The 17,454-nt window shown below is 69.3% G+C and carries 17 protein-coding genes and 1 pseudogene; 9 read left to right on the forward strand and 9 right to left on the reverse strand.

Annotation, left to right across the window (positions count from 1 at the left end):
* The first annotated feature begins 43 nt into the window (after window positions 1-43).
* From CG723_RS49185 to CG723_RS13625, 3 genes are all read left to right on the forward strand, one after another.
* Window positions 44-541 (forward strand): class I SAM-dependent methyltransferase, encoded by a 498-nt coding sequence (locus CG723_RS49185; RefSeq protein ID WP_442802544.1) that lies wholly within the window; start codon window positions 44-46, stop codon window positions 539-541.
* Window positions 424-783 carry a hypothetical protein gene (locus tag CG723_RS49190; RefSeq protein WP_442802545.1) on the forward strand — a complete coding sequence of 120 codons (360 nt, stop codon included), beginning with the start codon at window positions 424-426 and terminating at the stop codon, window positions 781-783. The genes CG723_RS49185 and CG723_RS49190 overlap by 118 nt, the downstream gene beginning before the upstream one ends.
* A 205-nt stretch (window positions 784-988) precedes the next feature.
* On the forward strand, window positions 989-1,729 hold the full coding sequence (locus CG723_RS13625; RefSeq protein WP_199841738.1) for a carbonic anhydrase: 741 nt from the start codon (window positions 989-991) through the stop codon (window positions 1,727-1,729).
* Window positions 1,730-1,797: 68 nt separating this feature from the next.
* On the opposite strand, the pseudogene CG723_RS13630 reads toward CG723_RS13625, so the two are convergent.
* Window positions 1,798-2,388: pseudogene (locus CG723_RS13630) on the reverse strand (FAD-dependent oxidoreductase); the annotation flags it as partial.
* Between the two features lie 130 nt (window positions 2,389-2,518).
* Between CG723_RS13630 and CG723_RS13635 the strand changes: the two are divergent.
* Window positions 2,519-3,775: an FUSC family protein gene (locus tag CG723_RS13635; protein ID WP_100593874.1), complete on the forward strand. Its 1,257-nt coding sequence runs from the start codon at window positions 2,519-2,521 to the stop codon at window positions 3,773-3,775.
* 15 nt (window positions 3,776-3,790) lie between these two features.
* Here the strand turns inward: CG723_RS13635 and CG723_RS13640 are convergent, their stop codons facing one another.
* Complete coding sequence (locus CG723_RS13640) at window positions 3,791-4,357, reverse strand: TetR family transcriptional regulator (RefSeq protein ID WP_100593524.1); 567 nt, start codon at window positions 4,355-4,357, stop codon at window positions 3,791-3,793.
* A 104-nt stretch (window positions 4,358-4,461) separates the two neighbouring features.
* Between CG723_RS13640 and CG723_RS13645 the strand changes: the two genes are divergently transcribed.
* On the forward strand, window positions 4,462-5,385 hold the full coding sequence (locus CG723_RS13645; RefSeq protein ID WP_100593875.1) for an SDR family oxidoreductase: 924 nt from the start codon (window positions 4,462-4,464) through the stop codon (window positions 5,383-5,385).
* A gap of 429 nt (window positions 5,386-5,814) precedes the next feature.
* On the opposite strand, the gene CG723_RS13650 is transcribed toward CG723_RS13645, so the two are convergent.
* From CG723_RS13650 to CG723_RS13665, 4 genes are all read right to left on the reverse strand, one after another.
* Window positions 5,815-7,047, reverse strand: a complete 1,233-nt coding sequence (locus CG723_RS13650) for a wax ester/triacylglycerol synthase domain-containing protein (protein WP_159032446.1) — start codon at window positions 7,045-7,047, stop codon at window positions 5,815-5,817.
* Between the two features lie 194 nt (window positions 7,048-7,241).
* Complete coding sequence (locus CG723_RS13655; RefSeq protein WP_100593526.1) at window positions 7,242-8,528, reverse strand: glycosyltransferase; 1,287 nt, start codon at window positions 8,526-8,528, stop codon at window positions 7,242-7,244.
* A gap of 154 nt (window positions 8,529-8,682) precedes the next feature.
* Window positions 8,683-9,609: an alpha/beta fold hydrolase gene (locus CG723_RS13660; RefSeq protein WP_100593527.1), complete on the reverse strand. Its 927-nt coding sequence runs from the start codon at window positions 9,607-9,609 to the stop codon at window positions 8,683-8,685.
* 252 nt (window positions 9,610-9,861) lie between these two features.
* On the reverse strand, window positions 9,862-10,896 hold the full coding sequence (locus CG723_RS13665) for an alpha/beta hydrolase (protein WP_100593528.1): 1,035 nt from the start codon (window positions 10,894-10,896) through the stop codon (window positions 9,862-9,864).
* 189 nt (window positions 10,897-11,085) lie between these two features.
* Here CG723_RS13665 and CG723_RS13670 point away from each other — a divergent pair, with 189 nt between their 5' ends.
* Window positions 11,086-11,496 carry a hypothetical protein gene (locus tag CG723_RS13670; RefSeq protein ID WP_100593529.1) on the forward strand — a complete coding sequence of 137 codons (411 nt, stop codon included), beginning with the start codon at window positions 11,086-11,088 and terminating at the stop codon, window positions 11,494-11,496.
* Between the two features lie 27 nt (window positions 11,497-11,523).
* Here CG723_RS13670 and CG723_RS13675 read toward each other — a convergent pair whose 3' ends face one another.
* Window positions 11,524-12,258 (reverse strand): FadR/GntR family transcriptional regulator, encoded by a 735-nt coding sequence (locus tag CG723_RS13675; protein WP_100593530.1) that lies wholly within the window; start codon window positions 12,256-12,258, stop codon window positions 11,524-11,526.
* A 4-nt stretch (window positions 12,259-12,262) separates the two neighbouring features.
* Window positions 12,263-13,594, reverse strand: coding sequence for an enolase C-terminal domain-like protein (locus tag CG723_RS13680; RefSeq protein WP_100593531.1), 1,332 nt, complete (start codon window positions 13,592-13,594; stop codon window positions 12,263-12,265).
* Window positions 13,595-13,821: 227 nt separating this feature from the next.
* Here CG723_RS13680 and CG723_RS13685 point away from each other — a divergent pair, with 227 nt between their 5' ends.
* The 3 genes from CG723_RS13685 to CG723_RS13695 all read left to right on the forward strand — a co-directional run bounded on the left by CG723_RS13685 (window position 13,822) and on the right by CG723_RS13695 (window position 16,855).
* A complete protein-coding gene (locus CG723_RS13685) occupies window positions 13,822-15,147 on the forward strand; it encodes an MFS transporter (protein ID WP_100593532.1) in 1,326 nt (441 codons plus the stop codon).
* Entirely contained in the window at window positions 15,122-16,066 is a 945-nt protein-coding gene (locus CG723_RS13690) for a fumarylacetoacetate hydrolase family protein (protein ID WP_100593533.1), read from the forward strand. Before CG723_RS13685 ends, CG723_RS13690 begins: the two co-directional genes overlap by 26 nt.
* Window positions 16,067-16,213: 147 nt before the next feature.
* The gene (locus CG723_RS13695) at window positions 16,214-16,855 is read left to right on the forward strand and encodes a class I SAM-dependent DNA methyltransferase (RefSeq protein ID WP_100593534.1); all 642 of its coding nucleotides are present in this window, start codon (window positions 16,214-16,216) and stop codon (window positions 16,853-16,855) included.
* A 42-nt stretch (window positions 16,856-16,897) separates the two neighbouring features.
* On the opposite strand, the gene CG723_RS13700 is transcribed toward CG723_RS13695, so the two are convergent.
* Complete coding sequence (locus CG723_RS13700; protein WP_100593535.1) at window positions 16,898-17,314, reverse strand: VOC family protein; 417 nt, start codon at window positions 17,312-17,314, stop codon at window positions 16,898-16,900.
* Window positions 17,315-17,454 lie beyond the last annotated feature (140 nt).

The raw sequence follows: 17,454 nt of genomic DNA on the forward strand, positions 1-17,454 counted from the left end.
GGCCGGGCCAAGGGGATGACCAAGCGCAGGGGAGGACATCACGGTGAGCGCGCAGCAGCAGTACGACGAGATCGGTGAGGCGTTCGAGGGGTTCAAGGCCCTGCCGCTGGCACAGTACGGGGAGGTGCCCAGCTTCCTGAGCATGGTCGGGGATGTGCGCGGCAAGTCGGTCCTCGACCTGGCCTCCGGTACGGGCTTCTACAGCAGGGAGTTCAAGCGGCGCGGCGCCACGGAGGTGCTCGGAATCGACATCTCCGGTGAAATGGTCGCCGTGGCCGAGAGGTTGGAGCAGGGCGATCCGCTGGGCGTGCGCTACGAGGTGGGTGATGTGTCCCAACTGCGGCCCCTCGGACGGCGCTTCGACATCGCCACGGCCGTCCAGCTGCTCAACTACGCCGTGGACGTCGCCGCCTTCGAGCAGATGTGCCGCAACGTGCACCGCAACCTGGCACCCGGCGCAGAGTCTTCCTGCTCAACCAGTCACCTGACTACCGCTTCGACGGGCCGTCCCTCGACAAGTACGGCTTCCGCTCCGAGCTGACCGGCGAGGAGGCCGAGACCGGCCCGCGCGTCCAGATCTCGGCGCTGCTCGCCCCGCCGGTCGGGCCGATCTCGTTCGTCACCACGTGCCCGCGCCGCGAGGTCTACGAAGAGTGCCTGCGGGCGGCCGGGTTCGGCGAGGTGACCCGGGTCCCGCTGAAGGTGTCCGACGCCGGCGTGCGCGAGTTCGGCGCGGACTTCCTCGCCAACCCCCCGCTGGAGATGCTTCGCTGCCGCGCCTGACGACCGACCGGAACCCCGAGGCCGCCGCCTGAGCCTCTCTGCAGCCGGCACAGCTCGCATGGCCGGCCCTGTAGCCCGCCCGGTGGCAAAGTGCCTCGCGCCCGCTCGTGCCTGTCGTCAGGTCACCCGCACCTGGCAGCACAATCGCCCCTGTCAGAACGCACGGGCGTGTGTGAGCGGCACGCGGCACCGAGGGGATCGACCGATGGACACAGCAGCATCTCCGGACCGCAGACTTCTGCTCGCCGGCGCACTCGCGAGCGCCACGGTCGCGCTCGCGGGGTGCACACCGACCAAAGCCGTCACAGCACCGACCAGCAGCAGCACCACGTCGATGCCGAGGCCCTCCACGCCCGCGGCGGCATTCGCGAGACTGACGGAGGGCAACAAGCGCTGGGTGAGCGGAGACCTCCAGCACCCCGACCGGGATCCGGACCGGCGCGAACTAGTGGCTCAGCAACAGGAGCCGTACGGATCGGTCCTCTCGTGCATCGACTCCCGTGTACCGCCCGAGCTCCTCTTCGACACCGGGCTCGGCGACCTCTACGTCATGCGCACGGGCGGCGAGGCGGTAGGGCCCGTCGTCACCGGCTCCGTCGAGTACGGGCCCATGACGAGCGGCACCCCGCTCATCGTGGTCCTCGGCCATCAGCGCTGCGGGGCCGTCAAGGCGGCGTACGAGTCCCTGCGCGACGACAAGCCGCTGCCGGGCAACCTGCAGGCGATCGTCGAGGCTCTGCAACCGGCATACAAGCAGGCAGTCCGCGAGGGCGGCGGCGACCCGGTCGAGACCATGGCCCGCGCGCAGGTCACCTTGACCGCGACCGAACTGCGCACCAACAACGACCTCGCCCCTCTCGTGAAGAAGGGGGACCTCGCCGTCGTGGGCGCCTACTACTCACTCGACACCGGCAAGGTGGAAGTCCTGGACGGCGCCCCCTCCTGAACAGATCCGCCCTGAACCGATCTGCCCTGAACCGATCTGCCCTGAACCGATCTGCGCCGCAGACCACTTCAGCCGGTGAGGCAGCCGATGAGGCTGTGCGGTGCCCGGTCGTCGAGGCAGAGCGCTATGAGCAGCTGCGCATCCTCGGATTCCGACTCGCTGCGCGGGAACATCGCCTCTTCGTAGGTGGCGAGTGCCGCTTCGATGCTGTCGGGGGTGCGCGGCGATCGACTTCCCGAGGTAGGCGCCGTCGAACATCGCCAGGTTGGCGCCCTCGCCGGACGGCGGCATGCGGTGCGCGGCGTCACCGAGGAGCGTCACCCCGGGCACGCGGTCCCACCGGTGCCGGGTGGGGAGCATGTGGATGGCGCCGGGACCGGTGCCGTGTCGCCGTCGGTGATCAGCGCGGTGAGCTCCGGCGCCCACCCGTCGAACTCGGCCGCGAACGTCCCGCCGTCGCCGACCGCTTCGGCCGCCGCAGAGTGCCGCTCGTCGGCGGCGTACAGGTAGGTCTCGATGAACATCGTTCCCGCATACTCGGGCTTGGCGTCGGAGAGCAGCGGCCTGACCCTTGACCAGGCGCCGTCCGTGCCGACGAGGAGTCCGCTGCTCACGCTGGAGCCGTCCGTGAACTTCAGTTCGTGCCGGTCGTCACCGAGCCCGAGCAGCCGCAGGACCGTGCCGCCCGCGTCGGCGGTGCACGCGGTGGCCGCCCGCGATCTCGTCCTGCGTGACCCGGGCGGTCTACGCCGCCGGGAGGTGTCGTACGGATCGGGGAAGGGACTGAAGATGCGTCTGGTACCCGAGCGGCTGGCGAAGCTGCTGAGCCGTGTTCCGAACGGGCGTCAGCTCGTGAAACGGCTGCGGCACCCGGTCGCCGTGCAGACGCTGAGGGCCACCGCCGCGGCGACGATCGCCTACGTCATCGCCCTGCACCTCAGCCGCGAACCGGCCCCCCTGACCGCACCCCTGACCGCTCTCCTGGTCGTGCAGGTGACCCTGTACGCGACCGTGAAGATGAGTATCCGCCGCATCAACTCCGTGGTCGTCGGGGTGTTCATCGCCATCGGCTTCAGCGCCTTGGTGGGGCTGACCTGGTGGAGCCTGGCGCTGATCATCCTGGCCTCGCTCACCATCGGCCCCTTCGTGCGCGCAAACGAGTTCGTGCCCGAGGTGGCGATCAGCGCCATGCTCGTGCTCGGCGTCACCCGCGTCGCATCGAGCGCATGGGATCGCGTACTGGAAACCCTGATCGGAGCCCTGACCGGGCTCGCGTTCAACCTCTTCTTCGCCCCGCCCCTATGGGTGGACACCGCGGGCGACGCCCTGGAGGACCTCGCCCGGCGCATGCGCCGACTGCTGCTTGACCTGAGCGACCAGCTCGACGAGGAGACCCCCTGGCCACTCGCTGCGGCACGGCTCCACGAGGCGCGCCGCCTCGACCAGGACATCGCCGACGTGGACGCCTCCCTTCGGCAGGCCGAGGACAGCCTCCGGCTCAATCCGCGTGTACGGGAAGGGCGACTGCACCGCGTGGTGCTGCGGACCGGCCTCGACACGCTCGAAATCTGCACCGTCGTGCTGCGCGTCATCGCCCGGACCCTCACGGACCTGGCCAAACAGCGTGACGACAGGTGGCTGCTCGAACCCGAGGTGTCGAACGCGATGCGTGATCTGTTCGGCCATGTCGCGGACGCCGTCGTCAGTTTCGCCGTACTCGTCGGCACCGGAACCAGCTCGGAATCGGAAACGGCCGAGGACCGCCTGATCAGCCACCTCGCCGCCGCCAATGTCCAGCGCGAACACGTCGCTCGACTGCTCCTGGACGCCGTCCAGGACGACCCGAGCCAGTGGCAACTGCAGGGGGCCCTGCTCACCGAGATCGACCGCATCCTCGCCGAACTCGACACGGAACACCGCTCACAGCGCCTGATGGAGGAACTGGACCGCAACGCCCAACAGCTGCACGAACGCTTCCCGTCGCTCGTCGGCGTACAGCAATGGGCACGCAGGCACCGGCCTCGCGTACGCCGAAAGGGTGCGTGACAGAGGAGAGGCGGGCTAGTTGCCCGTCAGCGCGGTCCTGAGCGCGTCCAGTGATTCCCGCATGCACTGCGACATCTCACGTTCCTCGACCGCGCCGATCCACCGCTCGAAACCCACCTTGAAGACGGCGACGCCCGCCTCGGCGGTCAGGCTCGCGGCCGGTTCCGCCACGCCGCGTCGGCGCAGGGTGTCGGCGAGCGCGGCCGACATCGAGGCGAGCTTGATGAGCTCGCGCTCCTGAAGTTCCGCGGTCGCCATGATCACGGCCTGACGCTGCCGCGCGAAGTCGCGGCGGTCGGCGAAGAACTCGGAGACCGTGTCGAGGCCCACCGCCACCGCGTCGATCGGCGCCGCAGACTTCGCAACGTCGGCGACCGCTTTCACGAGCGCCTCCTCCAGCTGGCTGGAGCCGGCGAACAGGACCTCGCGCTTGTCCGCGTAGTGCCGGAAGAACGTGCGCTCCGTGAGTCCTGCCCGTTTGGCGATCTCCGCCACGGTCGTCTGCTCGAACCCGCGCTCGCTGTAGAGCTCCAACGCCGCGTTCGCCAGACGCCCACGCGCGTTCGGCTCCCATCTACCCATACGCAGATCTTACGTGATGACAGTGAATGACATCAGGTGTAGCGTTGATGACAGGCACTGACATCACCGTGGTGCCACCTGCCATCGACTCCTTGGGGTTTTTCATGCGCATTTTCATGACCGGTGCGTCCGGCTGGATCGGCTCCGCCGTCGTTCCCGAGCTCATCGACGCGGGGCACGAGGTCGTCGGGCTGGCCCGCTCCGACGCCTCCGCGGCCGCGCTCACCGCAGCCGGGGCTGAGGTCGTGCGCGGCACCGTCGACGACCTCGACGTACTGCATGACGCGGCCGCCGCCTCGGACGGGGTGATCCACCTCGCCTTCAAGCACGACATCGCCTTCACCGGCGACTTCCGGGGGGCCGCGGAGGCGGATCGTCGCGCCGTCGACATCATCGGCGCCGCGCTCGTGGGCACCGACCGGCCCTTCGTCATCGCCTCGGGCGTGGCCGGCCTCGCGCCCGGGCGGGTGTCGACCGAGCACGACAAGGCCACGAACGACGGCTCGCCGATCTCCATCCGGGTGGCCACCGCAGATGCGGTGCTCGCCCTCGCCTCGCAGGGCGTGCGCTCGTCCGTGGTGCGGCTCTCTCCCACCTGCCACGGCGACGGGGACAACGGCTTCATGGCGGCGCTGGTCGCCACTGCCCGCGCCAAGGGCGTCTCCGGCTACCTCGGCGACGGTGCCAACCGCTGGCCGGCCGTCCACCGGCTCGACGCCGCCCACCTGTTCCGCCTCGCGGTCGAAGAGGCCCCCGCCGGATCGGTCCTGCACGGCGTCGCGGAGGAGGGCGTCGCAATCCGCGATGTCGCCGAAGTGATCGGCCGTCACCTCGACGTGCCGGTCACCTCCGTGGCGCCCGAGAGCGCCGCCGAGCACTTCACCTGGCTCAGCGCCTTCGTCGGGATCGACGCCCCGGCGTCGAACACGCTGACCCGCGAACTGCTGGCATGGGAGCCGACCCGGCCCGGCCTCCTCGAAGACCTCGACAAGGGGCACTACTTCCAGGCGCCGTCGATGACTGCCTGACGCGAGCCGCGAGCCGCGGGCACGGCGCCGACGCTTGCGCACACCCATCGCGGCACAGCTCAGTGACCTCGTCTCACGTGGAACGGTCGCTGCCTGGGCGGAGCATCTGCTCAGCGGCCTGCTCCACGAGGTAAGCCTTCTCCGCCCGTGGACTCCTCTTGATGAGGGCACTCATCCGCTGGGGCCTCCCTGATGGTCGGCAAGAGCCCCACCAGGAGGGCCGGCAACAGCAGTCGCCGGGCACGGAGTTCATCCTCGGGGGTGACCTGCGGCCGACGTACGAACGAGACATTGACGCGATCCGATTGCCCACTGTCGTGCGAGTTTCTCCAGTCCGGGCTTTCGGGCAAAGCGGTCTACTCCGACGCCCGACACCCGGCACCTCGACTCCACCGACGCCGACAGACCGCCTCGCCTTCCTGGAGGCGTTCAGTTGGCCAGAGCGCGGATTTCGTCGTGGATTCGTTCAGCGAGCGCTTGGGCCAGGTGGCGGTGGTTGTGGTCGGTGACGGCGGTGACGACCGAAGTGCTGCTGTGATGGATGGCGGTGACTGCGAGGGGGTGGCCCGGGCCGAGCGGTGGGATGCCTGCCATCGCGGTGAGTCGCGCCGGTCCGAGGGTGAGTTCGCCGGCGTGCGTGGACACGCTGCTGCAGAGGAGGGAGAAGTAGCGGGGTGAGTCGACGTAACGGCCCGCCGCGTTGCTCAGAGGGGTGATCCTGCGTGGTCGTGATGAGACCACGGCGGCCTGGGCGCGTGCCCTGGCGCCGATGGCACTTCGCCGGATGAAGGATTCGACGGCGGCGAGTCTCAGCCGCGCGTCCCGCTGCCGGGGGAGCGGCACCCGGACGGTGGCGTAATGATTGCCGAGGAGTTGTGACTCCTCATTGGTGCGTACGTCGACGGGGACCAGGGCGCAGATGCCGGGCAACATCGGCAGTGGCCGGCCGGTGATGCCCATCGTTCGCAGCGCTCCCGCCGTGGCGGAGAGGAAGACCGCGTTGGTGGAGGCGCGTTCGGCTGACCCGGCGGAGCGCAATGAGTCGCGGGCGGCGTCGAGTTCCTTGCGCGGCACCTGGCGGAAGGTCAGGACGCGGTGAGGGTCCACCGGACCGTGAAAGGGCAGTGGGCATGCCTTGGGGAGCAAGTCGCCCACATTCCAGGCGAGTTGACGGGCTCGGGAGGGTGCGTCCGCCGTCGCCGGGCCGCCGACTCGCGGAGGGCGCAGGGCGCCGGTTTCGTCGAACAGGGCGCGGAGCAATGTGGCGATCGACCTGCCGTCGAGCAGTGCGTGATGGGCGCGGAACAGGAGGACGAAGCCGCCCGTGGTGGGGATGAGGTGCAGCTGCCATGGCGGGCGGCGTGGGTCGAGTGGTGCGGTGAACAGGGCTGCGATGTGCGCTTCGAGCCCGGTCGTGGTGACGTCGGAGCTCTCGGCGACGTGGTGGTCGGCCTCGAAGGGCCCGCCGGTCGACCACAGCGGCCAGCTGTCGCAGGCGGGATCGGTCTCGGGTGCGCTCGGCATCTGCCGTAGCCGCTCGTAGCGCGCAAGGCGGTCACCGGCCAGGCGGCGAAGGGCTGAGAGCGTGGGCGGAGGGCCCTCGAACCAGGCGAGCAGCGCCGCCGTCATGTTGGAGCCGCCGCTGCTCTGCTGGCGGTGCATCCAGGCGTCCAGCGGTGGCATTGGAGTGCAGGGGTGCGAGGTGTCGTGTTCGGGTGATGCCAAGGGCATGGCGAGGTGTGGTGGCGGGGCTTGTTGCGTCATAGGAAATCCTCACGCTGATGTTGGCGGTGGCCTGCTCCGTCGTTCGGTGCGTCCGGCGAGCGCCGGGCCGGCGGACGCACGGATGACCCGGATCAGCCGAGCGCGGCGACCGCGCGGGCGACGGCCCCCGCTCCGTCCTCCTTCGCCAGTCGTACGGCCGCTGCCGCGGCGTTCCGCGACAGCGCACGGTCCTGGGTCGCGCGGGTGAGCGCGTCGGCCAGCCGTGCGGCGGTCAGTTCGGTGCAGGGGACTGCTTCCGCACTCACCCCGAGCTGGACGAGTCGGGCCGCCCACCATGGCTGGTCGGTCATGACCGGGACAGGCACCGCAGGAACCCCCGCCCGAAGGCCGGCCGCGGTGGTGCCCGCGCCCGCGTGGTGGACCACCGCGGCCGTCTGCGGCATCAGCCAGCTGTGCGGGATCTCGCCGACAGTGATGACGTCGTCGTCGACCACCGAGAGACCGGCCCAGCCCGACTGGACGACCCCACGCAGCCCCGCGCGCCGAAGAGCCTGCGCTGCGATCTGGCCGAGCTCCTCCGGGTCACCGGGCATCATGCTTCCGAAGCCGATGAGTACCGGGGGTGGTCCTGCGGCCAGGAAGTCCCTCACCAGGGTGGGTGGTTGCCAGTTCGGGCACTCGTGCGGCCACCAGTAGCCGGCCACGTGCAGTCCTTGCCGCCAGTCCGCCGGGCGTGGAACGACCCAAGGGCTGTAGCCGTGCCAGATCGGCCACTGGTTGCGCTCGCGGACGTTGCGCAGGCGGTGGGCGCTGCGGTGGTCGACACCCAGGCGGGCGTGGACGGCGCGATGGGCCGTGCGGTACAGGGTGTCGAAGAGGGCGTTCGCGGCGTGGCCCCGCAGACGGTTGGTGCGGCCTGGGCTGTGCCAGGCCATCGTGCACGGGGCGAACTCGGCTGTGGGTACGTCGGGTTGAAGGAAGACACCCATGGTGGGAATGCCGTGGTAGCGCGCGATGGCCGCGCCGATCGGGGCCGCGATGGTCGACAGCAGGATGAGGTCGGCCTTCGGATCCACTGCGGCGAGGATGGCGTCCACCAGCGAGAGCATGGCCTGCTCGGTCGACCGGACGAGTGACCGGAGCGACTTGACCGCCTGGAGCTGGGGCGAGTGGGGAGCGCTGGACGGATGCACTGCACCTTTGGCGCCGCCGGTGGCTCGGCTGTGGGCGCCGATCAGCGCCTCAAAGGGATCGGCTTCGAGCGGCTCCATGCGAAGTCCGCAACAAGCAACCATCGGGGCGAACTTGGTGTGAGTGACGATCTCGACGGTGTGCCCGTCGGCCAACAGCCGATGTGCGAGGCCGGTGTACGGGGCGACCGAACCGGTCGAACCCACCGTGATGACTTGGATGCGCATCGAGTGCGGGTCCCCTTTCAACCGGAGTCGCGCAGCCCGGGGTTCCTGCCAGGTCGATGGGCTGCCGCGACTCGCGTCTTTCCATACGCCACCAACGAGCACGCGGACCGGGAGTCACATGATCACGTACTGCCCGGGACGCCGCCGGGCGTTCTCACCGTGCTGGGCGGGGCGGGGAAGTCCGCTCGACTTCGCGGCAGTACGCGAGCTGTTCCAACGCCTCGCCCGCCAGGAAGTGTGTGATCAGATCGGCGAGTTCGACCGGTCGCTCCAGCGGAAGCATGTGGTCGGCGTCCGCGACCTGCGTGAACCAGCTGTCGGAGCACGTGGCGGCGAGGTGCCGGCACAGGTCCGGAGTGGTGAACGTGTCGTGCTCCCCGGTGGCGACCAGCACCGGCATGGCCGGAGGCCGGCTCGTGTCGAGCATCTCGTGCCTGAGCAGACGCATCGTGTTGGCGAGGTGCTTCGCGACGTCCTCCTCGCTCAGATTGAGCATCCGGCGCATCAGGAAGCGGCGAACCCGGGAGCCTGCGGTGACGGAGTCGATCCGGTCGGCGTTGACCATGAAGGCGACCGTCTCCTCGGCGAACTCCTCCATACGTCGCTCCACGAGCAGGTCGAGAGTCCGGCGCATGGCTACCCGGGCGTGCCGGGGAATGGACGTCATGGTGCCCACCAGCACCATTCTCTCGACCAGTTCCGGCCGCCGCTGCGCGAGGCGGTAGACAATCGCCGTGCCGTAGGAACCGCCCACGAGATTGACGGAGGTCAGCCCCGACTCGTCGAGCATGTGACCCAGGGCGTCCGCGAGGAAGTCCGCACCATGGCGGTCGGGCAGGACGTTCCCGGCACCCCATCCCGGCAGGTCGACGGTGAACACGTCCACGTGCGCGAGGAGTTCACGTTCCAGACGGCCCCAACTCTCCTTGGTCTGGAACGCGCCGCCGACCAGCACCAGTGGTGCGATACGCGGCGCGGCCGCCCGGACCAGCCGCGACTCGCAGCGGTATCCCTCCCATTCGTGGCGGGACACGAGAGCGGACCGGGTGCGGGTGTTCGGGTCGGCGAGTGCCGGGGACATCAGAGACACGGGGCGTCAACCCCCGTTCCGTGCACCAGGTCCCGCGGCGGGCCGCCTCGGCACCTGCGCCGCGTGGTGGATCCGGCCCAAGTCCAGACAAAACCGTGCATTGGCATGCCATCAAGATATCGTTCCGAACGAAACATTCCGTCCCATTCGCTGGATAGTGGTCGAGCCGTGGCATATCAACTCTCTAAGCTCGCAGACTTGTTCCCCTGACGCCGGTGCGCAGCCGCAAGCGCAAGCGCAGGCTCAAGTACGGCGGTCGGCGAGTAGGCGCTGGAGCCAGCAGGTGCGTGCGTTGCGTGCGTCTCGGCTCAGGGCCGCCTTTGGCGCCAGGCTGTCGAAGCCGTGGTAGGCGCCGGGCCATACGTGCAGTTCAGCCTGGCCACCGGCCTGCCAGATCGCGTTCGCGTACGCCACGCCCTCGTCCCGGAACATCTCTGCCGACCCGACGTCGAGATACGCCGGGGGGAGTTGTGACAGGTCCGTGGCACGGGAGGGGGCCGCGTACGGGGGCAGGTCCTCAGCGCCGCAGAGGTCACCGAGCAGTGCCTGCCACGCGGTGGCGTTCGAGGTGAGGTCCCAAAGCCCGAGGCCCGACATCTGCTGGCTGGAGAAGGTGCTGCCGCGGTCGTCGAGCATGGGGCACAGCAGCAGTTGCCCCAGCGTCTCCGGACCGCCGCGATCGCGGGACAGCAGAGCGAGGGCCGCGGCGAGCCCGCCGCCGGCGCTCTTGCCTCCGATGATGATGCGGTCTGGGTCGACGCCCAGTTCGGCCGCGTGCTCGGCGGCCCAGGCAAGCCCGGCATAGCAGTCCTCCAGTGGCCCCGGGTGCTGAGCCCGCGGCGCCAACCGGTACTCGACCGAGATCACGGCCATGTCCAGCGGAAGCGCCCACTCGCGAAGAATCCGGGGAAGCACGGACCATGCGTTGCCCATGACCATCGCGCCGCCGTGCATGTAGTAGAGCAGCGGCAGCGGTCCGACGAGCCCGGACGGCCGGGCGCTCACGAGCGTGACCTCCGGCCCGCCGGGCGGTCCCGGTATGCGTAACTCCGTCACCTCGAAGCGGCCGTCCGCGCGAAGGTCCTCGACGGTTGGCCTGGGCCGGGCCGTGGCATCCCGCTTCTGCCGGGCCGCAAGATTCTCCGGTGTGAGCGGCTTCCTCGACTCCTTGTCCAAGTCGGCGAGTACGAAGCTCAGTTCGGGATCGAACGGGGGCACCGCCGTGGGTGCCGGGGCCCGGCCGGACTCCGATTCCGAGCGCGCGCGGCGGACACTCATGACTCACCCTCTGTCGGACTGCGGAACGATCGCCTGAGACCCGTACAACGCAGCCAACCACAGTGATTCGACGGGGGAGACAGGGCCGTTATTCATCCCTGCGAGTGAATTGATGAATGGACGTCTGAACGGTCGTCCCGACGGTGCGCTGTGCTGGGTGAAAGGACAACGGATGCCGAGGGGGAGCGTATGCGTGTCGCCGTGCTGTGTGTCTGGCTGGTCACCGCGAGCCTGGGCGGATATCTGGCCACGGTGTGGATCCGCCACGGCGGGCTGCAACAGCGCACGCCAGGCGTGACGCGGCTGCCGCTGTGGCTCGTCCTCGGCCACATCGCCCTCGCTGTCGCCGGACTTGCCGCCTGGACCGCGTACCTCCTCGGCAACGCGCGCGGCTCCGCCTGGGCCGCTTGCGCCGTCGTTCTGATCGTCGCCGCCTTCGGCTTCATGATGCTCTTCCGCTGGCTGCCCAGCCGGGGGAGACATGCGCAGGGCCATGCCACCGCAGAACGGAACTTCCCGCTCACCGCCGTCGTCGCCCACGGCATGAGCGCCGCCGTCACGGTGCTGCTGGTCGCGCTCGTCGTCCTGGGGCGCGCGTGACACGAACAGTGGCGGCGTCCCCCTCCCTCAGGAGCGCTCCCGCACCGCGTCCAGGCGGTCACGCACCCAGGCGTCCACGTCGTTGACGTGCCGGCTGGCCGCGGTGAAGGCGGCGAGGCTGTCGTGGTCGCGCAGCGCGCGGTAGATGTCCATGTGCTGCTCGTGGGTCCAGGCGAGTACATCGGACTTGATCAGGGCCCGCCAGATACGGGCCCTGGCCGTCTGCTGGGTGACCGAGGAGAGCAGCGACTCGAGGGTGCGGTTGCCCGTCGCGGCGACGATGTCGGCGTGGAACGCGAGGTCTTCGCGGACCAGCTCCTCCGGGTCGTTCAGTGTGCGCATGCGCTCGATCCGCTGCTGGAGACCATCGAGGGTGGCCGCGTCGATCCGGGTGGCCGCGAGCGCGGTGGCGCCCGGCTCGATGACCTTGCGGCACTCCAGCATCTCGTCGAGCCCGGTGTCGTTGGCGAGGTCCAGGAAGCTGCCGATGGCGCGCACCAGCCGGTCCGGCCGCAGATCCGTGACGAACGTGCCGTCACCGCGCCGTACGTCGAGGACCCCGGCCATGGCGAGCGCGCGTACGGCCTCGCGGAGAGAGGGGCGGGACAGCTGCAGCTCGTGCGCGAGCGCGGTCTCCGGGGGGAGTCGCTGCCCCGGCGCGAACTCGCCCGATTCGATGCGCTTCTTGAGCCGGTTGATCGCCACGTCGACGACACTGTGCCCGCTCTCGCCGATGCCGTACGCATCCCTCTTCGTTGACATGGGGTCAGGATCCCATCCGGTCTGCCTCGCCCCAGACCGGACCGGTGGGGTAGCGGTAGGTCTCCAGCGTCTCGCGGCGGATCTGCGCGCTGTAGCCCGGAGCCTCGGGCACCAGGTAGCGCGAGCCGCGGATGCGCACCGGGTCGTGGAAGTGCTCGTGGAGGTGGTCCACGTACTCCACGACGCGGTCTTCCATCGAGCCGCTGACCGCCACGTAGTCGAAGATCGACAGGTGCTGCACCAGCTCGCACAGACCGACGCCGCCCGCGTGCGGGCAGACCGGCACATCGTGCGCGGCGGCGAGCAGCAGGGCGGCGACCGCCTCGTTCACGCCGCCGAGCCGGCAGGCGTCGATCTGGCAGATGCCGATCGCCTTGCTCTGCAGGAACTGCTTGAACATCACGGCGTTGTGGGCGTGTTCACCGGTGGCCACGTGGATCGGCGCGATGCGCTGCGCGATGGCGGCGTGGCCCAGGATGTCGTCCGGGCTGGTCGGCTCCTCGAACCACCAGATGTCGAACTCCGCGAGCGCGTCCGCCCAGGCGATCGCTTCCTCGACGCCGAGCGTCTGGTTGGCGTCGATCATCAGCCTGCGGTCGGGGCCGATGATCTCGCGGGCGATGCGGCAGCGGCGTATGTCGTCCTCGAGGTCGGCGCCGACCTTGAGCTTGACCGCGTCCCAGCCCTGCGCGACGGCCTCCTTGCACAGCCGGGCGAGCTTGGCGTCGTCGTAACCGAGCCAGCCCGCGCTGGTGGTGTACGCGGGGTAGCCGTGCCGGCGCACGTACGCCTCCCGTTCGGCGCGGCCCGGCACCCGGGACTCGAGGAGTTCGAGGGCGGCCTGCGGAGTCAGCGCGTCCTTGAGGTAGCGCCAGTCCACCAGATCCACCAACTGCTGCGGTGAGAAGTCGGAGAGCAGCTTCCACACCGGCTTGCCCGCCAGCTTGGCGGCCAGATCCCAGGCGGCGTTGACGACCGCGGCCGTGCCGAGATGGATCGCTCCCTTGTCGGGGCCCAGCCAGCGCAGCTGACTGTCGCCGAGCAGATGGCGGGAGAAGCCGCCCAGGTCGCTGACGATCTCGGCGACGGACATGCCCACGGCCCGCTCGCCGATCGCCCGTGCGGCCTGGACCGCGAGGTCGTTGCCGCGGCCGATGGTGAAGGTGAAGCCGTGCCCCTCGGACACGTCCGTGGCTTTGTCGCCGCCTGCCACGCGCAGCACCACATACGCCGCCGAGTAGTCCGGCGAGTCGTTCATCGCGTCGGAGCCGTCGAGATCCTTGGACGTGGGAAAGCGGACGTCGATCGTTTCCACATCGACGATACGAGCAGTCATCGGCGGTCACTCCTGATGTGTTCCGGCGGATTGATGGCCAAGATGTCAGATGTCTGCCGCGCTCGCCAGATGTTTCGCTCAGATCATCTCGTTGGTTCCCAGGTATTGCCCGCCAGTTGGGCCATCGCTACGGTCCAGTGGTCAGATGTTTGCGGCGCCCCCAGGCCAGACATCTGACAGACAGCCGCAGCCCCTACGCGAGTCAGCGTGGACCGCAGGGAGGTCCGATGAACACGGTGTCCACCGTGGAGAACGTGCGCCGGAAGGTGTCCCGGCGCTTGCTCCCCCCACTCTTCTTGATGTTCGTACTGAGCTTTCTGGACCGCACGAACGTCGCGCTCGTGAAACCCCACCTCGAGGCGGACGTGGGTATCGACGCCGCCGCCTACGGCCTCGGCGCCGGCGTCTTCTTCGTCGGATACGCCGTGCTGGGAGTCCCGTCCAACCTCGCTCTGCACCGGATCGGCGCCCGCCGCTGGCTGGCCGGCCTCATGTTCGTATGGGGCCTGCTGTCCTGCGCGATGGCACTCGTCAACAGCCCTACCAGCTTCTACGCGTTGCGCTTCCTGCTCGGTGCCGCCGAAGCCGGATTCTTCCCCGGCGTGATCCTCTACATCACGTACTGGTTCCCGGCCGCCGACCGCGGCAAGGCGACCGGGATGTTCCAGTCTGCCGTCGCCATCTCCAGCATCATCGGCAACCCCCTCGGCGGCTATCTCATCGGGCTCCACGGCCTGGCCGGGCTCGACGGCTGGAAGTGGATGTTCCTCCTGGAGGGAGCGCCCACCGTCCTGCTGGCAATCGCCGTCCCCTGGCTCCTCACCGACCGGCCAGAACAGGCGAGTTGGCTGACGAGCGAGGAGAAGGTCCTCCTCACCGACCGCATCGCCGCGGACCGCCCGGACCCGAGCATGCGCTCACCGCAGCGCGCCCGCGCCATCATCAGCGACAGTCGGGTGCTCCGACTGATGTTCGTCTACTTCGCGATCCAGATCAGCGTGTACGGGGTCACCTTCTGGCTGCCGGCGCTGGTCGGCCGCATCGACGGTCTCGGCGATGTCGGCATCGGCTTCGTGTCCGCTCTGCCCTGGGTGTTCGCCCTGCTCGGCGTGGTGATCCTGCCCTGGTACTCCGACCGCACCGGCGACAGGCGCGGGCCCCTGCGGCTCGCCCTCGTACTGACCGTCGCCGGACTGCTCGGCGGCGTGCTCCTGCCGCCGGTGCCCGCGGTCGCCGCCCTGTGTGTCGCCGCCTTCGGCTTCCTGGGCGCGCAGCCGGTGTTCTGGACGGTGCCGCCCACGATCCTCGCCGGCATCCAGATCGCCGGCACCATCCCGCTGATCTCCGGCTTCGGCAATCTCGGCGGTTTCGTCGGCCCGTATGTGATGGGTGCTGTCGAGTCGGGTACCGGTTCGGGGGCCGGCGGCCTCTATGTCATCGCGGCGATCGCCGCCGCCGGGGCCGTCGTGGCCACCGGTTTCCACTGGGTGGGTCAGACCACCCGAACTCCCGCAGAGGGGAACGAAAATGACGCGCATCGTGCGCTTCGCTGACGACACCGGAACCGTACACACCGGAGTCGGCGACGGGACCGGAACCATCCGCACCTTCGATGGCGCGCCGCGCATCGCCGACCTGCTGCGACTTCCGGCAGCGGAACTGCGCACGCTGGCGGAGGCCACCGCGGCCTCCACCGGGCCCGGCCTTCCGGTGGGCGATGTCCTGCTGCTGCCGCCGCTCGACGGCCTGATGGAGCTGTGGGCCGCCGGCGTCACGTACGAGCGTTCCCGGGACGCCCGGGTGGCGGAGAGCACCGAGCAGTCCGTGTACGAGCGGATCTACGACGCCGAGCGCCCGGAGCTGTTCTTCAAGTCCCAGCCCTGGCGCGTCGTGACCGACGACGAGCCGATCGCCGTACGGGAGGACTCGGACCTCGACGTCCCCGAGCCCGAACTCGGCCTAGTGCTCAACCGGCAGGGCGAGACGGTCGGTTACGTGATCGTGGACGACGTCAGCTCCCGTTCGATCGAGGGCGAGAACCCCCTCTATCTGCCCCAGGCCAAGATCTACGCCGGAAGCGCGGCGGTGTCCGCAGGCATCGCACCCTTCTGGGAGATCGAGGACGCGACCGCCCTGAAGATCGCCCTCGTGGTGCGGCGGGGCGGGGCCGTCGCCTACGAGGCGACGACCACCACGGCCTCCTTCCACCGTCCGCCGCAAGGGCTGGTGGACCATCTCTGGCACTCCCAGCCGTTCCCCGACGGCGCGGTGCTGTCCACCGGCACTGGCATCGTGCCGGGACTCGACTTCACCCTCCGGGGCGGCGACATCGTCGAGATCACCATCGACGGCGTCGGAACGCTCTCGAATCCCGTACTCGGGGATCAGGCAGAGCTGGACTGGCTGGTCGACGCGATCGACCGCCCACTGACGCGGCGTGCGCACCGAAAGGGGCTGAGTGGGGGCCGGTGACCGACGTGTGCGCGGCGGGGGCCTGATGAGGGGTTGGCTGCGTCAAACTACTGGCGGAACAAGGGAGTTGACAGAGTCATGGAGCCCTGAGAGGGGGGAGGCCCACGACGGGGCACTTGTCAGCGCGAGGCTCTAGTCTCGTCGCTTGTGACTGAGACTCCCTCCCACCACCATGCGACAGCGGACGCCTACGACGCCGTGGCCACCCTCTACGCCGAACTCGTCCGCAACGAGCTGGACACACAGCCGCTGGACCGCGCGGTGCTCGCCGCGTTCGCCGAACTCGCGCAGACGAACGATGGCGGGCCCGTGGCCGAGCTGGGCTGCGGCCCGGGCCGAGTGACCGCGCACCTGCGGAACCTCGGCCTCGATGTCTTCGGCATCGACCTGTCGCCGGCGATGATCGATCTGGCCCGCGAGAGCTACCCGGACCTGCGGTTCGAGGTCGGCTCCATGGACGCCCTGAGCCTGGCCGACGGATCGCTGAACGGCATCGTGTCCTGGTACTCGGTCATCCACACCCCACCGCGGGACGTGCCCTCGTGCTTCGACGAGTTCCGCCGTGTACTCACGCCCGGTGGCCACCTCTTGCTCGCCTTCTTCGAGTCCGGGGACGATCCGGTCACGGAGTTCGACCACAAGGTGGTGACGGCTTACCGGTGGCCGATCGACGACCTGGCGAAGACGGCCGCCAAGGCCGGGTTCACCGAGGTGGGCCGGATGCTGCGCGAGCCACGCGAGGGCGAACGGTTCCGCCAGGGGCGTCTGCTGATGCGCAGGGGCAGCTGACGCACACCGCCCGTCCGCGAATCGCCCGGCATCTGCGGCTGGTCAGGCGCCGGCCTCGCTGATGTTCACCATCCAGGTGATGCCGAACTTGTCGTTGCACATGCCGAACACGTCGCCCCACATCTGCTTCTCCAGCGGGACCGCCACGTTGCCGCCGGCGGACAGCTTCTCCCAGTAGCCGCGGAGCTCGTCGGCGTCGTCGCCGCTCAGGCTCACGGAGAAGTTGTTGCCCTGCTTGAGCTCCATGCCCGGAGGGTTGTCCGCGCCCATGAGCGTGAAGCCGTTCGGAGCCTCGAGCATGCCGTGCATGACCTTGTCGGCGTACCCGGGGGGCGTCTCTGAGCCGAATGAGCTGTACGTGTTCACCGACAGGTCGCCGCCGAAAACGCTCTTGTAGAACTCCATGGCTTGCTTGGCGTCACCGGCAAAGCTGATGTACGGGTTGAGTCGAGAGGCCATGAGGGATTCCTTTCGTGACGTTTTGTCAGGGGTGCACACTAGTCGCGTTCCAGCTGCTCAGCGGGGATAGGCGCAGACCGATTTCCCGGGGGGCGGGCCCTGGACGAGTGGATTCGTCGGCGGCAGCGGAATTCCCGACA

The sequence above is a fragment of the Streptomyces sp. CB01635 genome (assembly GCF_002803065.1).
Classification (GTDB): Bacteria; Actinomycetota; Actinomycetes; order Streptomycetales; family Streptomycetaceae; genus Streptomyces.

What these genes read in the sequence shown, in the direction of transcription:
- CG723_RS13625 (WP_199841738.1), top strand. Translation starts at nt 989, where the DNA reads ATGGACACAGCAGCATCTCCGGACCGCAGACTTCTGCTCGCCGGCGCA.
- CG723_RS13635 (WP_100593874.1), top strand. Translation starts at nt 2,519, where the DNA reads ATGCGTCTGGTACCCGAGCGGCTGGCGAAGCTGCTGAGCCGTGTTCCG.
- CG723_RS13640 (WP_100593524.1), bottom strand. Translation starts at nt 4,357, where the DNA reads ATGGGTAGATGGGAGCCGAACGCGCGTGGGCGTCTGGCGAACGCGGCG.
- CG723_RS13645 (WP_100593875.1), top strand. Translation starts at nt 4,462, where the DNA reads ATGCGCATTTTCATGACCGGTGCGTCCGGCTGGATCGGCTCCGCCGTC.
- CG723_RS13650 (WP_159032446.1), bottom strand. Translation starts at nt 7,047, where the DNA reads ATGCACCGCCAGCAGAGCAGCGGCGGCTCCAACATGACGGCGGCGCTG.
- CG723_RS13655 (WP_100593526.1), bottom strand. Translation starts at nt 8,528, where the DNA reads ATGCGCATCCAAGTCATCACGGTGGGTTCGACCGGTTCGGTCGCCCCG.
- CG723_RS13660 (WP_100593527.1), bottom strand. Translation starts at nt 9,609, where the DNA reads ATGTCCCCGGCACTCGCCGACCCGAACACCCGCACCCGGTCCGCTCTC.
- CG723_RS13665 (WP_100593528.1), bottom strand. Translation starts at nt 10,896, where the DNA reads ATGAGTGTCCGCCGCGCGCGCTCGGAATCGGAGTCCGGCCGGGCCCCG.
- CG723_RS13670 (WP_100593529.1), top strand. Translation starts at nt 11,086, where the DNA reads ATGCGTGTCGCCGTGCTGTGTGTCTGGCTGGTCACCGCGAGCCTGGGC.
- CG723_RS13675 (WP_100593530.1), bottom strand. Translation starts at nt 12,258, where the DNA reads ATGTCAACGAAGAGGGATGCGTACGGCATCGGCGAGAGCGGGCACAGT.
- CG723_RS13680 (WP_100593531.1), bottom strand. Translation starts at nt 13,594, where the DNA reads ATGACTGCTCGTATCGTCGATGTGGAAACGATCGACGTCCGCTTTCCC.
- CG723_RS13685 (WP_100593532.1), top strand. Translation starts at nt 13,822, where the DNA reads ATGAACACGGTGTCCACCGTGGAGAACGTGCGCCGGAAGGTGTCCCGG.
- CG723_RS13690 (WP_100593533.1), top strand. Translation starts at nt 15,122, where the DNA reads ATGACGCGCATCGTGCGCTTCGCTGACGACACCGGAACCGTACACACC.
- CG723_RS13700 (WP_100593535.1), bottom strand. Translation starts at nt 17,314, where the DNA reads ATGGCCTCTCGACTCAACCCGTACATCAGCTTTGCCGGTGACGCCAAG.